We start from the raw sequence: 13,119 nt of genomic DNA on the forward strand, positions 1-13,119 counted from the left end.
CCACGCTCTGGAGCCCGATTGCTGCTTCGAGAGGCAACCACACCGTCCCCCCTTTCCAGAGAAACTTCTCCATCTTCTCCAATTTCTCCGCAGGGGTATGCACATCGAGGCATGGGCTATCGGAGAAACTTCTCCAACTTCTCCAATTTCTCCGCAGGGGTATGCACACCTTGGCGTGGGCTATCGGAGAAACTTCTCCAATTTCTCCAACTTCTCCGCAGGGGTATGCACACGCACCGCGACCTGCGGTGCGTGCGGGCCTGGCATCAGTCCCAGGTGAAGGTGTAGGTGATGCGCTTGCCCACTTTGGAGCGGATGCAGCACTGGCCTTTCTCGATGAGACGGGGAAGGATCTCGCCGTAGAGGCGGGAGGCGGTGAGGGCGCCACGGCGGCCGCCATGAAGGGCGTAGCGGCGGGTGAGATCGCTGCGGACGATGTCAGCGCTCCTCTGCCCTGGGTGGTCTCCGCTGATCTGCGCCAGCAGCCACTCGGCGGTGTCCTCCACCTCACAGCGGCCGCTGGTGGCCTCCAGCTCCACCAGCGAGTCGAGGCAGGCATTTTGGTGTGCCTCTGCCAACGCCAGCACGTCTGCGGTGATGGTGTAGGGGTCCACACGGTTGTCCCTGGCCCACCGGCAGGCCTGGAAGATGACGGCCAGCTTGAGACAGCGGGCGGGGCTCTCATTCAGGCTGGATAGCAGACTCTCCTCTTTATCGGTATATCCTGGTATGCTCTCGCAGCGCCTGCGGTTGCGCTGCTGCAGGCCGCGCCAGTACTCCCAGGCCTCCGGCGTAAAGCTCTGCCGGCCGACCACGCCCTTGAGGTGGGTCAGCTCCTCAAACAGGCCCGCCAGGTGGGCGATCTCGGGGCCGTTGAGGGTTTCCGGCCAGTCGAGATAGCGCTCCCGGTGGCTGGAGAGGTAGAAGCCAAAGCGCCGCCGCAGGCCGCTGCCAGCCTCCAGCTGGTCCAGCCGTGCCACCCCAAAGGTGCTGCCAATGCACAGGCTCAGCGTGGCCTGCGAGATGCTGCGCTCGGCGCTGCCTTCATCGTGCAGCTTGCGCTCGCGCAGGTAGTTCTGTGACCACGGTGCGCCATCGTAGAGTTTCAGGTATCTTGCTGAAACTTCGCGCCCATGTGAGCTGGTCTCCCAGGTGCGCAGGATGGTGTTTCCCTCATCCTCAAACTGCAACCGGTGCGGCTGCACCTCAAAGCTGTCAAACAGCGCAGAGTCACTGGCATTGCCGTAGAGGAGATCGCAGTCCATCAGGATCTTGCGCGCGATCTTTTCCGCCGGAGCAAAGGTGGTGCTCTTGCGCAGGCCAGAAGGTGTGGTGACGAAGTTGTAGATCGTCAGCGGCTTGGTGCCGCCAAAGTCCAGCGTGACGTGTGGCGTGAGCAGCCTGCCGCACAGTGCCAGCACTGGTGCGATGATGAGGCCATCTGGCAGCTCTGACACCTGGCGCACAAAATCTCGATAGTCTGCCAGGATGGAATCCTCTGGGATGGGATGCTCGCGCATTTTTCCATCCGTGGGAATGAGGGAGGGCTCGTCGCTGGCTGGCGGCGGGTGTGCATACCCCTGCGGAGAAGTTGGAGAAGTTGGAGAAGTTGGAGAAGTTTCTCCGCTGGTGACCTGCACCGGGCTTTCTACCGAGGGCGTACATCCTGCGCTGGGCAGCGGCGGCTGGGGGACCAGCCGCCCTACCTGCGCTGCGTGTGCATACCCCTGCGGAGAAGTTGGAGAAATTGGAGAAGTTTCTCCGCTGGTGACCTGCACCGGGCTTTCTACCGAGGGCGTGCATCCTGCGCTGGGCAGCGGCGGCTGGGGGACCAGCCGCCCTACCTGCACTGCGTGTGTACACCCCTGCGGAGAAATTGGAGAAGTTGGAGAAGTTTCTCCACCGACAGTCTGTGTATGCGTACATCCCCCCGGAGAAGTTGGAGAAGTTGGAGAAGTTGCGGAAGTTTCTCCATCAGCATGGGGCGCGGCGGCAGGGCGGGCGCGCAGGTGGGACCAGTCGGCGGAGGGGCGGAAGGCGGGCAGGGCCATCAGCGCGGCGGTGTCGGCCGAGTGGGTGACGGGCGCAGTCTCCGGCGTGTGGGCCGGAGGCGGTGCCGCACTGGAGGCGGAGGCCGCTGTCTCATCCGGCACAGCCGGGGATGAAGCAGCGGATGCAGCCGAAGCCGCCGCTGCAGGTGCAGGTGCGGGCTTTATGGAAAAGAGGTCTTTGGTGGTATCAGGTGTGTAGTTCTGGTATTTCATGGCATCGTTGGTCTTGAATGTTCTGGGTGAGGATGGGCGTGATTTCATGGCAGGAAGAGGTTGTTGAGGATCTGGGTGCGTTCGGTTTTGGGGAGATGGAAGACATCTCCGAGGTCTTTGCAGGGGGCGGGCAGCATGTGCGCGGTGGCGCAGACGCCTGCGGCCTGCAGGTCGGCCAGCCAGGAGGCGGCGGCATCGCGGCCCGAGGCATCGTTGTCCGGCACCACATGCACCTGCCGCCCGTGCAGGCGCTGCATGAGCCCCGGATCCCGCGCAAAGCGGGAGCTGGCGCTGGTGGCGGCCAGCACGCTCCAGGCGTGCGGCGTGTCCACCAGCAGCATCGCAGCCAGCCCCTCGATCAGGCCCACCGCGCCCTCCACCAGTAGCACGTGCGTCGTGTCCCCCAGCCAGCCCTGACCGATGAAGGCCCCCTGAGATCCGCTCAGATTCCGCGCTTTGATGCGGTCCCCGGCGGCATTGTGCAGCGCCCCGCCATCCAGGCGGCGCACCTGCGCAAAGGTCCCCTCGGTGATGACGAGGCAGCGCTGATCCTGCACCTGCGCGATGCGCAGAAAGCCGTGCCTGTGCGCGAGGTCCACCGCATCGGGCAGCAGGCCGCGCAGCTTTGACACCGCCAGGATGTCTTCACGCGAAAGCGGATGAAACTCCGGCCAAGACGCCCGCAACCAGGCGCGATCCTCCGCCGGTGGGGCGGCCGGAGGCGGCGTGTGGCTTTGGGGTGAGGCGCTGCTCAAGGAGGAAGAGCAGGCTGTATGCGATCTTTCGGCCCCCTGTGTCCCCTGCCCGCCCTGCGGCCCACGATTTGCAGACCGGGAGGAAGAGAAGGAGAAAGATTTCCCGTTTCGGGAGGGCGGTGGTGCCTCCAGCAGGTAACCCGCCGGGCGGGTGGCAGTGGTGGCGGCGCTGCGCAGCTTTTGGCGCAGCACGTTTTCCCGCCAGGGCGGCCGGCAGCCCTCATTCCAGCGGCAGAGCAGAGGCAGCGCCTCCTGCTCCGGGAGGTCAAAGCCGCGCACCAGCGCCACGGCGGCGCTGAAGGCGGCGGTGTGCCCGCCCTGCCCGGAGACGGACACCGGCATGCGGGAGAGATAGGCGCTGGCGCGCTCGAGCACCGTCTTCATGAGCGGTCCTCCCCACAGTACCAGCGGAAGCACATCAGAGCCCCAAAAACAGAGCTGTAGCCATGACGCCTGTAAGCCAGCACCAGGCTCTCCTCCCGGTCGGCGGCCACCACCTTTTCATACTGCTCCAGCGCCACGAGCACCCTGGCAGGCTCATAGCGTCGGCAGCGGCCCACCTTGACCGTGGGCAGGATCTTTTTACGCGTCCATTTTTCCACCTCCCGGCGGGAGAGGCCCAGGATGCGCGCCAGCCTCTGTGCAGTGAGCAGCTTTTCGGGAGGCCGTGCTGCGGATGTGTGGGCGGCACCGGGGCTGGCGCTGCCTGTGGTAGTGTTGTCTTCCATTGGTTTCATATGACTTTTATTTGATGCTTTGTTTTGGTATCTAATGGTATAATACAGCACTTTGTGCGCACGGAGGCGCGGCGTGGTGCGTGTGTGTTTCACGGACTCTCCTGGCAGGCGGGGCGGGCCTGTACGGGTCCGGTGCCGCCTGCATCCATCGGTTGCGTCGCCGAGTTCTTCACTGCCGCTCCGCTGTCATCCCTTCGGCGGCCGTGTTCTCCACACCAGCAGCATCAGGAACACAAGGCCGGTTGGGATCACTTTGAGGAAAGTCAAATGCATTCGTGGTATAAAGTGATTTTTCATGACAGGACTGGAAAGCGCAAGGGCGCATTTGGAACCGAAGCGAAGCGGAGACAGACGACTGAAAGGAGCCCGTAGGGTGAGCGCAGCGAATCAATCAATGCGGTCGCGCAGATGCGAGGCGCAGGCCTGCATCGGAGCTACCGCTTTCGGGCGTCTCGTGGTCTGCGGGGGCTGATTGGCACGCGGATGCCATAAACCTCGCGGGAGACGCAGAGATGCTGCCTGAGGGTATCTTATGGTATGCGACAGCCGTCCCGCCTCCGGAAAGCGGTAGCTGCGGTCGTGCCTCCCTCCGCGACCGCACTCCAAATTCACTGCGCGTGCTGCGGCGCTATTTGGAGTGCGGTCGCGCAGATGCGAGGCGCAAGCCTGCATCGGAGCTACCGCTTTCGGGCGTCTCGTGGTCTGCGGGGGCTGATTGGCACGCGGGTGCCATAAACCTCGCGGGAGACGGAGAGATGCTGCCTGAGGGTATCTTGTGGTATCAGCCAGCCGTCCCGCCTGCGGAAAGCGGTAGCTGCGGTCGTCCCTCCCTCCGCGACCGCACTCCAAATTCACTGCGCGTGCTGCGGCGCTATTTGGAGTGCGGTCGCGCAGATGCGAGGCGCAGGCCTGCATCGGAGCTACCGCTTTCGGGCGTCTCGTGGTCTGCGGGGGCTGATTGGCACGCGGATGCCATTAACCTCGCGGGAGACGCAGAGATGCTGCCTGAGGGTATCTTGTGGTATGCGACAGCCGTCCCGCCTCCGGAAAGCGGTAGCTGCGGTCGTTCCTCCCTCCGCGACCGCACTCCAAATAGCGTGGCATTGCTCCTGCGGAGTGCTGCGGGCTCGGAGGCCCGTGCTCCAAAGACTCACTTCCCATGCGCCAGCACCACGCGGAAGCCGCGGGTGTTGCTCTATGCAGCCTGCCAGCATGAGACGCAAAGCACCGCTTTGCTGGCGGCCAGCCGGTTCAGATCCTCTGGAGAAAACTCCAGATTGCACTGCTGGTCATACTCGTACAAAACCCACAGGCTGATGGCATGATCCAGATCATCCACCACCACGGCCATGCGGTCTCTTTTCCCTTCGATTTTCATCAGCAGATGCCCGATGCCCGACTCTCCGGCACAAAGCTGGCCTCCATCAATCCAGAAAGTCCAGGGTTGATCATGCGGTGCCATCGACAGCATGCCTATTGCCCCTTCCAGAGAAGGCACATTGTCAGTTTCAATTTTTAACAGATAGCGAACGCTCATGAAAAGTGGGGCTGGCCGCCGGAGAATCAGGTTTCTATAGCAGCGTGATCACTACAGGTTCCTATCAGGGCAAATCCACCTTGAGAGAAGGTCTAGCTTGGAGTTTCAGCCTCTCATCAGGCCACCCAAAGTAGCCATAGAACGCATTGTCCCAGAAAGAGACACCTTGCCGATTCTCAAAAAGTTTTTGCAGCATTTCAGTAAAGTTTAATGCAACGACCCGGCTGCTCCCTGTGGCGTGGTCACCACTATAGCTGTCAAAACAGCGTCCAAGCCTCGCTGGGTGAGTGTCTATGCTAATGTAATCGGGACCACATCCTCTCACGGCGATGACGTATAACCCCTCAGATACTGTGCCGTCAAAATCCTCCGGGTGGTCCTGATAGGCCCCCTCCAAGATGACATGATCCGCCCGCAGAAATTCTGAAGGAGCAACAATGCGCCAGCCCCAGTCTTCCTCTGGAAACAGATCCATCCCGCCACACAGCGAGTAAAATTCATGAAGATCAGGCGGTAGTAGCAAGCCCTGAGGCAGCGACGGCAGACCAGAAGGAGGCTCTATAACACAGCCGTGCTCTTGCCCAACTTGTGCGATGATTTCAGAAATAGTCGTCATTGATTCCGCCCCCCTCTACTTCCCATGCGCCAGCACCACGCGGAAGCCGAGGGTGTTGCGGCGGGCGTCGGAGGGGACGGGGGTGCGGGCGGAGGAGAGGAGCTCTTCCTGGGTGGAAGAGCGCCAGTTGCCGCCACGGGTGGTGCCCAGCACGGGGCGGGCGGGCTCGTCCGGCTTGGCGGGGGGCGTGGGGGCGTAGTCGGTGTCCACCCATTCGGAGACGTTGCCGCCCAGGCCGTAGATGCCGCGCTCATTGGCACGCAGGGCGGCCACAGGGGCCAGGAAGGGGAATTTATCCTCGTAGCCGGGGATGGTGTTTTCCAGGCTGGCTTTGCGCGCAGCGTTCATGTCGGCCAGGTTTTCCACGTCTTCGGGCGGCGGCCAGTCAAAGCCCCAGGGGTAGATGCCACGGATGCGGCTGTTGCGCTCCTCGGGGGTGGTGCCGCGCTCCAGCGGCAGGCCCACGGCGCGGCTCCATTCCTCGTCGGTGGGCAGGCGGTAGAGGTCCTTGGGGCCGATGAGTCCGGCATTGCGCTCGCGCTCGGTCAGCCAGGCGCAGAAGGCGCGCGCCTCGGTGCGGTCCACGCCCACCACGGGCACGGTGCCTGCGCCGCCTTTGTTGCCGGCGTCCAGCCGCATGGGGCGGCGGGCCTGGGTGGCCTTGCAGTACTCCATGTAGTCGCGGTGGCGGGTCTCCCAGGCGGAAAACATCACGTCTCCCAGCGGCACCAGGTTCATGCCCAGGCTGTTGGCCTTCCACTGGCGGCCAAAGGTCACGGCCTTGCGCGTCTGCATGTCGGCAAAGAGCTCTGACTGCTCCCCTTCCCGCACCTCGCCCTCCAGCACCACATCGGCAAAGCCCTCCTCCCGCAGCTCAAACTCCACCGGCCCGGTGCGCACGCGCGGCAGCTCCAGCGGTGTCTCGCCCAGAAACTCATCATGCTGATACACGCGCACCTTTTCCGGCTGGCTCTGCACGATGACGCTGCCGTAGGTCTGGCGCTCCACACGCAGGTGAAAGGCGCGCCAGTTTTTGTCCTCGGCCTGGTCGCCCCGGTCCGTGTCCTTGGCATCGGGCATGTCATCGGGAGAGGGCTGGCCGCTTTCCACAAAGTAGAAGGGCTCCACCTCGTAGTGGTGCTCCTGGCTCAGGTAGGCCTCGCTGCGGTCGCGATCTGTGAGCCAGTAGCGGAAGGCCTCGGCATCGCCATCCGGCACCACGACGAGATACGCGCTCTCCTGGTCCTTGCCGCGCTGATAGCGCACCACCTTGCCCTCAAAGGAGCGGCCGGTGGCTTCGAGGAATCGCTTGAAATACTTCATCTCCACGGGCTCGGCGCTGATGTGGCCGCCCGCGCCGGGCTTGAAGACCATGCCGAGGCTGTTGAGCCAGCGCTCCCCCTTCTGCGGCAGGCGGGAGGGCTCCAGCTTCAGGTCAAAGACGGCCGACTTTTCATCCGAGGCGCGGTGCTCGATCTCCACCTGCTTGTAACCCGGCAGGCGGAGCTGGTAGATGACGGGCACGCCCTCGGCAGGGTTGAGCTCCAGCGGGGTGACGCCGAGCTGGTCCTCCCCGGCAAAGACGGTTGCCCCGGCGGGCTGGGTGATGATCTTGAGATGCGGCACCGTATTGCTCATGGCCACCAGCGTGCGGGCGCGGCGGTTCTGCGCCAGCCACATGCCAAAGCCCACCGCCAGCAGCAGCGCCACCGAGCCGATGGCCGCCCACGTCCACAGCACCCGGCGGGAAGACGGCAGCGGCTGGCCGCGCAGCGCCAGCGCCATCTCCCGTGCGCTGATAAAGCGGCCCCGGGCCTGCGGCGCGCAGGCGGTGCACACCACATCCTGCAGCCTGCGCCAGGACTCCAGCGCGGAGCCCGTCTCCGTGCACGAGGGCAGATCCGGGAAATCCAGCCGGTCCTTGCCCGTGCTGGCCTCATACAGCACCATGCCGAGAGAGAAGATGTCAGACGCCGCCGTGCCCGGCCCCTCCGGAGCCACAAAGCCCTCCGTGCCCACAAAGCTGCGCTGCCCCAGCAGGGCCACCAACCCGATGTCCGCCAGACGGCACACGCCGTCGATGAAGATGAGGTTGGAGGGTTTGACGTCGCGGTGGATGAGCTTGCTGCGGTGCAGGTAGTCCAGCCCCTCGGCGATCGTGACGCCAAACTGGATGCACTGCTCGGCGCGCACGCATTTGTCCCGCTTCATCTGCAGGCCCAGGGTGTGCGGCTGGTAGGAATCGGCCTGGATGTCGCGGCCCTTTTCCAGGTCATCGGCCAGCTCCATCACATAGTAATAAAAGCCCTCCTGGTCATTGCGGCCCACCTGCAGGATGGGCACCAGCGCCTCGTGCCGGCGGGAGATGGGCTCAAAGCGCTTGATGGCCTCAAACTCGCGCTCAAAGGAGTCCGGCCGGTCATAGTCCTCCCGCCACACCACCTTCACCGCACGCAGCATGCCGGTGACGCTGCGCGCCATCCACACCTCCCCAAAAGCCCCGCGCCCGATGATGCGAAGCGTCTCGTGATCTCGGATATCAGGCGCTGTGCGTGGCTTGGGCTGCATGGGCTAGCTGGAGTGCCTGATTACACCGCAGTGGGAGACGGAGGTCAAGGGGACAAGAATCTTCCTCGTCCTCTCGGAAAGGGAGGAGGAGTGAGTAGAAGAAAGAGGAAGATCTGAGCTGCGAATGATCTGGATCTTCTCACCGCCACAGACCACGGCGGCTGGAGGACCAGCCGCCCTACCTGCGCCGGGCCTGCGAGCGCCCAGCGCGAGAAGGTAGGGAGGGCTGTCCCCAGCCCTCCGCCTTCGGAGCCCTGTGCCTGCTAGAAACCCACTCGCATTGATAGCCGGTCATCCTTCTCTTCCTCCTACTCCTCCTCTTCCTCTCGGAAAGGGAGGAGGAGTGAGTAGGAAAAAGAGGAAGATCTGAGCTGCGAATGCACGGGCCGTTTCCGGCCAACCACGGCAAACCATCGCAAACCGCGCAGGCTTGCGGCACGCAATGATCGAGGACGACTCAGGCTCGCGCCCGCCGCCTCACGGCGCCGTCTTGATGCGCAGCAGCACGCGCTCGCCCATGGTGGCCAGGGTTTCCATGCGGCCTTTGAGGGGGGATTGATCTGCTTCGCAGTGCCTCACGTCGCGGTTCAGGAAGACGCAGAGCACGCTGGGGTACTTGCTGGCAAACTCCTTGGCCCCGGCGGCTCCGCGCAGCATGTGCAGCGGCGGGTGCGGGGTGAAGTAGGGCTGCACCTGCTCGGCGGTGGAGGGGAAGAAGATGACCCCCTGCGGCATGCTGCCGGTGTAGTACGTCACCGCACGGGCGATGAAGCTGGAGGTGATGATGGGCTCCCCGGGCAGGCGCTGCTTCATGGCCTCGGCGGCGATGCCTTCGGTGGAGGAGTAGAGGCGCACCTTGTCGTCCACGCCATACTGCATCATGAGGATGATCACCACGGTGACACCCACGGTGCTGGCCGCCCAAGCGACAAAGCGCTGCTTGAGCATGAAGAACATCGGCACGGCGATGAAGGCCACCAGCACAAAGATCAGCGGCGTGAGATCCTTGATGAAGAGGTTGCTGTCCTTCGGCAGCATCAGGGTGATGATGCTAGCCGCCAGCAGCACCAGCACCACCTGCAGCACGGAGAGGGAGGAGGCCAGGATGCGCTCCCCTTTGGTGCGGAAGCCGCCGCCGATCCACTGGTCCAGCAGATGGCCGCAGATGAGCGCCAGCGTCACAAACAGGAAGAAGGTGTAGGTGGGCAGCTTGCTGTTGCAGATGGTGAAGAAGATCAGATTCGGCACAAACCAGCACACCAGGAAGAGGATGCGGCGGTCGGTCTTGGTCTCCTTGACGGTGCGCACGATGGCGGAGATGAGCAGCGGGATCCACGGCAGGCTGCCGGCCACCAGGATCATGATGTAGTACCACCAGTGGTTGCTGTGCTTGTGCTCGGCGCTGGTCAGGCGCTCCCAGTTTTCATGCACAAAGAAGCGGTGCCAGTACTCCATGCCGTATTTGGCAAACATGGTGGCATACCATGGCACGGCGATGACCACCCAGGCCAGCAGGCCCAGCACCAGCCCCTTGCCACGCCAGGGGGAGCGCGTCTTGGTCAGCCACAGGTAGCAGATGGAGCCCAGGGTGGGCACCAGGATGCCCACGGGGCCCTTGGTCAGCATGGCAAAGGCGGAGGCCACAAAGTGCAGGATCAGCCACTTGTCCCGCTTGTCCTCCTCATTAATGGCCAGCCACAGGCAGAAGACGGAGGCGCTGATGCACAGGGCCAGACAGATGTCGGTGAGCATGAGGCGGGACATCACGCAGTACTCCACGCCAGAAGCCAGCACCACGGCGGCACAGAAGCCCGCCCGTGCGGAGAACATCCGGCGGCCGAACCACCACGTCAGCAGCACCAGCAGCGTGGCCGCTGCGGCGGAGGGAGCGCGGGCGGCAAAGTTGCCACCGCCAAAGATCTTCCACGCCAGCATGGACTGCCAGTAGAAGAAGATGGGCTTTTCAAACTGCCGCTCGCCAAAGATCGTGGGCGTCAGCCACTCATTGCGCTCCACCATTTCTTTGGTCGTCTCGGCGTAGAAGGGCTCGTCCGGGTCGATCAGCGGCAGATGCCCCAGCCGCAGCCAGAAAAGGACGGAGCAGAGGGCGATGAGGGTGAAGAACTGGGCGCGTAGGTTCATCAGGCGTATGGGTTGGGAATGAAAATCTCTTCATCGCGCGCGTAGGCGCAGAAGCGGGTGCTGCTGAGGTAGAGCTGCGTCTCGTGGCACTCGATGGCCGCCAGCTTGCGGGCTTTTTGCTGGAGGGTCAGGTTCAGGGTCAGGCCGGAGGCCTCCGGGCAGAACCAGCGGCGGTGGATCAGGTAATCCCACTGCCGCACGGCAGTCAGGCCGGCACGTTTCCGCGCCTCCTGCACCAGCTCGTAGGAGCCGCCATGGTCGGGGTGGTTGTCATCCTGGGAGGGCACCACCAGCAGGGTGGGGCGGAAGTTTTGCAGATCCGCCACATGCAGGTCCAGCGTGCGCGCATCCTGCTGCATCCAGAGGCGTGTCAGGCCCTGATCCGGCAGGCCGTAGAAAATGGCGTCCTCTGCCCGCAGGCCCAGCGTCTGCACGGAGCGCAGCGCCTCCTGCCTGCGCCGGGCACCCCAGCGCCTGCGGCAGTCGTCATCGATGCTCCAGCGCTGCTCCACGTAGCGCTGCGGCCAGGGGTTGTTGTCCCCGTCCGTTTGGAAGATCACCCGCACCTGTGCCCCGGCGGCCACCGCATGCTGAATGAGCCCCCCGCAGCCCAGGGCCTCATCGTCCGGATGAGGGGCAAAAACCAGCACGCGATCCTGGGCAGTAAGCGTGGTGGAGGCAGGCATTTTAGGAGATTCGGGCAAAGGGAGAAAGGCGGAAAAGGGCCTTCCCTAAACCGGCTTCGTTCCACGCGCCAGATGAATTGTTGGTCGGCAGATTTTCGAGTTGGACAGCCTGCCGGAAACCGTGGAAGATTGCCAGCCCTTTATTTCCATGCAGGCCGCCAGCCCGACCACCAACCCACCGTGCAAGATCGCCGCGCTCATTCCGGCCTACCGTGAAGCCGCCGCCATCGCCGATGTGGTCACGCGCACTCTTCCCCAGGTGGACCTGACGCTGGTGGTGGACGACGGCTCCCCGGACAACACCGCCGAACTGGCCCGCCAGGCCGGGGCCGAGGTCATCGTACACACGGTGAACCAGGGCAAGGGCGCCGCCATGAAGACCGGCATGAAGACCCTGGCCGAGCGCGGCTACGACTACATCATGCTCCTGGACGGCGACGGCCAGCATGCGCCGGAGGAGATCGCCCGCTTCACCGCCGTGGCCCGCGCTGGAGCCGCCCATGTGGTGCTGGGAAACCGCTTTGAAAACGTCAAGGGCATGCCCCTTGTGCGCCGCTTTGTGAACAGCCTGATGTCCCGCATCATCAGCAATGCCTGCGGCGTCGGCATCCCGGACACCCAGTGCGGCTTCCGCCTGGTGCGCTCCTCCCTCGTGACGTACATCATGGGCAGCAGCGACCACTTTGACTTTGAAACCGAGATGCTCCTGCTGGCCAGCCGCGCCGGATTCACCATCCAGAGCGTGCCCGTGAGCACCATCTACGGGGCTGAGAAGACCAAGATCCGCCCCGTGCAGGACACCATCAAGTTCATCAAACTGATGCGCCGCTGGCAGAAACAGTCCGGCACCTTCCCGGCGGCTCCGCTCAGCCCCTCCAAGGCTACGGAGCTTTGAGCTGAGGGGCCGCCCTCCTGGAACTTCTTTTCTCAGGCACATCCCGCCCCTCATCTCTTGCCCGACATGAAGCGCATTCAGCCTGCCCATCTTGAGGAGCTTGTTTACCACAGCATTAAAACGGCTTTCACCACCCTCATCTCCGCCACCGGCGGTCAGAAGGTCTATGTCTTTGGGCTGTTCACAGACGACGGCCTGCAGTTCCTCTACCCCGTCGCCAATACTGAGGAGGCTCTGACAGCCACCGTGCAGCGCTACCAGACCACGGTGGATCCCAAATATGGCTGCACCAGCACGCGCAGCGGCATGCGCTGGTCCTATGGTGACTGGGGCTTCTTTCCCACTGTGGACCAAGAAGCCTTTCAGCAGGTGAACGAACTCCTCAGCACCAACTTTGAGCAAATGCTGGAAGCGGATGATTTCGACGGAGATCTTGAATTGCTCTGGCCAGCCATCCTGAACGGCTTTAAGCGCGCCGAGGCCGAGGGCTTTTTTGGCGCAGCCGTACCTCGGGACAGCCTGACTCTCATCCTCACAGGAGACCTACCCCATACACTGGTGAATCAATGGGTCACGACCCTGAATCCGCCCGAGGTGGCTTCAAAGTATCTGCACTGGAATTGCGCCGCAGAAGACTGAGGCCGGAACTCGCGTGGCGTATTCCCCGCAGGCCATGTCATGCAGCACGGACATTTGAGCAGCCCACCGGCCCTAGGCAGTGTGGTTTCACCTTCGTAGCCCCCTTTTATTTGCCCATGTTAGCAAATATTATTCTACACTCGCCCGGGAGTTTGCGGGCGTAGGTGTGCAAGATGCCGCAGCCCTGCGGCGTTCGCCTTATCCCCCCAACAGCGCATGCTCTGCCTCCCTTGCGAAAGCTCTCAAAATCGCATTGAAGCGCGGCGCGTGCTCACGATGT

General features: G+C 63.4%; 10 protein-coding genes. 2 read left to right on the forward strand and 8 right to left on the reverse strand.

The window, feature by feature from the left end:
- Positions 1–266: 266 nt before the first annotated feature.
- The 8 genes from HNQ65_RS04520 to HNQ65_RS04555 all read right to left on the reverse strand — a co-directional run bounded on the left by HNQ65_RS04520 (position 267) and on the right by HNQ65_RS04555 (position 11,305).
- Positions 267–2,312, reverse strand: a complete 2,046-nt coding sequence (locus HNQ65_RS04520; protein ID WP_184338276.1) for a DUF3987 domain-containing protein — start codon at positions 2,310–2,312, stop codon at positions 267–269.
- Positions 2,309–3,403: a hypothetical protein gene (locus HNQ65_RS04525; protein WP_184338277.1), complete on the reverse strand. Its 1,095-nt coding sequence runs from the start codon at positions 3,401–3,403 to the stop codon at positions 2,309–2,311. Before HNQ65_RS04525 ends, HNQ65_RS04520 begins: the two co-directional genes overlap by 4 nt.
- Positions 3,400–3,747, reverse strand: a complete 348-nt coding sequence (locus HNQ65_RS04530) for a helix-turn-helix domain-containing protein (protein ID WP_184338278.1) — start codon at positions 3,745–3,747, stop codon at positions 3,400–3,402. The genes HNQ65_RS04525 and HNQ65_RS04530 overlap by 4 nt, the downstream gene beginning before the upstream one ends.
- Positions 3,748–4,951: 1,204 nt before the next feature.
- A complete protein-coding gene (locus HNQ65_RS04535; protein WP_184338279.1) occupies positions 4,952–5,293 on the reverse strand; it encodes a hypothetical protein in 342 nt (113 codons plus the stop codon).
- 64 nt (positions 5,294–5,357) lie between these two features.
- Positions 5,358–5,909 carry an SMI1/KNR4 family protein gene (locus HNQ65_RS04540; protein WP_184338280.1) on the reverse strand — a complete coding sequence of 184 codons (552 nt, stop codon included), beginning with the start codon at positions 5,907–5,909 and terminating at the stop codon, positions 5,358–5,360.
- A 15-nt stretch (positions 5,910–5,924) separates the two neighbouring features.
- On the reverse strand, positions 5,925–8,477 hold the full coding sequence (locus HNQ65_RS04545) for a bifunctional serine/threonine-protein kinase/formylglycine-generating enzyme family protein (protein WP_184338281.1): 2,553 nt from the start codon (positions 8,475–8,477) through the stop codon (positions 5,925–5,927).
- A 477-nt stretch (positions 8,478–8,954) separates the two neighbouring features.
- Positions 8,955–10,619, reverse strand: a complete 1,665-nt coding sequence (locus HNQ65_RS04550; RefSeq protein WP_184338282.1) for an ArnT family glycosyltransferase — start codon at positions 10,617–10,619, stop codon at positions 8,955–8,957.
- Positions 10,619–11,305: a PIG-L deacetylase family protein gene (locus tag HNQ65_RS04555; RefSeq protein ID WP_184338283.1), complete on the reverse strand. Its 687-nt coding sequence runs from the start codon at positions 11,303–11,305 to the stop codon at positions 10,619–10,621. Before HNQ65_RS04555 ends, HNQ65_RS04550 begins: the two co-directional genes overlap by 1 nt.
- A gap of 148 nt (positions 11,306–11,453) precedes the next feature.
- On the opposite strand from HNQ65_RS04555, the gene HNQ65_RS04560 reads away from it, so the two are divergent.
- Complete coding sequence (locus HNQ65_RS04560) at positions 11,454–12,200, forward strand: glycosyltransferase family 2 protein (RefSeq protein WP_184338284.1); 747 nt, start codon at positions 11,454–11,456, stop codon at positions 12,198–12,200.
- 66 nt (positions 12,201–12,266) lie between these two features.
- Entirely contained in the window at positions 12,267–12,839 is a 573-nt protein-coding gene (locus HNQ65_RS04565) for a DUF4303 domain-containing protein (protein ID WP_184338285.1), read from the forward strand.
- Positions 12,840–13,119: the final 280 nt, after the last annotated feature.

It is taken from the genome of Prosthecobacter vanneervenii (assembly GCF_014203095.1).
Lineage (GTDB): Bacteria > Verrucomicrobiota > Verrucomicrobiia > Verrucomicrobiales > Verrucomicrobiaceae > Prosthecobacter > Prosthecobacter vanneervenii.

Excerpts from the sequence above, each read along its gene's own strand:
- HNQ65_RS04525 (WP_184338277.1), bottom strand. The coding sequence starts at position 3,403 with ATGAAGACGGTGCTCGAGCGCGCCAGCGCCTATCTCTCCCGCATGCCG.
- HNQ65_RS04535 (WP_184338279.1), bottom strand. The coding sequence starts at position 5,293 with ATGAGCGTTCGCTATCTGTTAAAAATTGAAACTGACAATGTGCCTTCT.
- HNQ65_RS04565 (WP_184338285.1), top strand. The coding sequence starts at position 12,267 with ATGAAGCGCATTCAGCCTGCCCATCTTGAGGAGCTTGTTTACCACAGC.
- HNQ65_RS04520 (WP_184338276.1), bottom strand. The coding sequence starts at position 2,312 with ATGAAATCACGCCCATCCTCACCCAGAACATTCAAGACCAACGATGCC.
- HNQ65_RS04545 (WP_184338281.1), bottom strand. The coding sequence starts at position 8,477 with ATGCAGCCCAAGCCACGCACAGCGCCTGATATCCGAGATCACGAGACG.
- HNQ65_RS04530 (WP_184338278.1), bottom strand. The coding sequence starts at position 3,747 with ATGGAAGACAACACTACCACAGGCAGCGCCAGCCCCGGTGCCGCCCAC.
- HNQ65_RS04550 (WP_184338282.1), bottom strand. The coding sequence starts at position 10,619 with ATGAACCTACGCGCCCAGTTCTTCACCCTCATCGCCCTCTGCTCCGTC.
- HNQ65_RS04560 (WP_184338284.1), top strand. The coding sequence starts at position 11,454 with ATGCAGGCCGCCAGCCCGACCACCAACCCACCGTGCAAGATCGCCGCG.
- HNQ65_RS04555 (WP_184338283.1), bottom strand. The coding sequence starts at position 11,305 with ATGCCTGCCTCCACCACGCTTACTGCCCAGGATCGCGTGCTGGTTTTT.
- HNQ65_RS04540 (WP_184338280.1), bottom strand. The coding sequence starts at position 5,909 with ATGACGACTATTTCTGAAATCATCGCACAAGTTGGGCAAGAGCACGGC.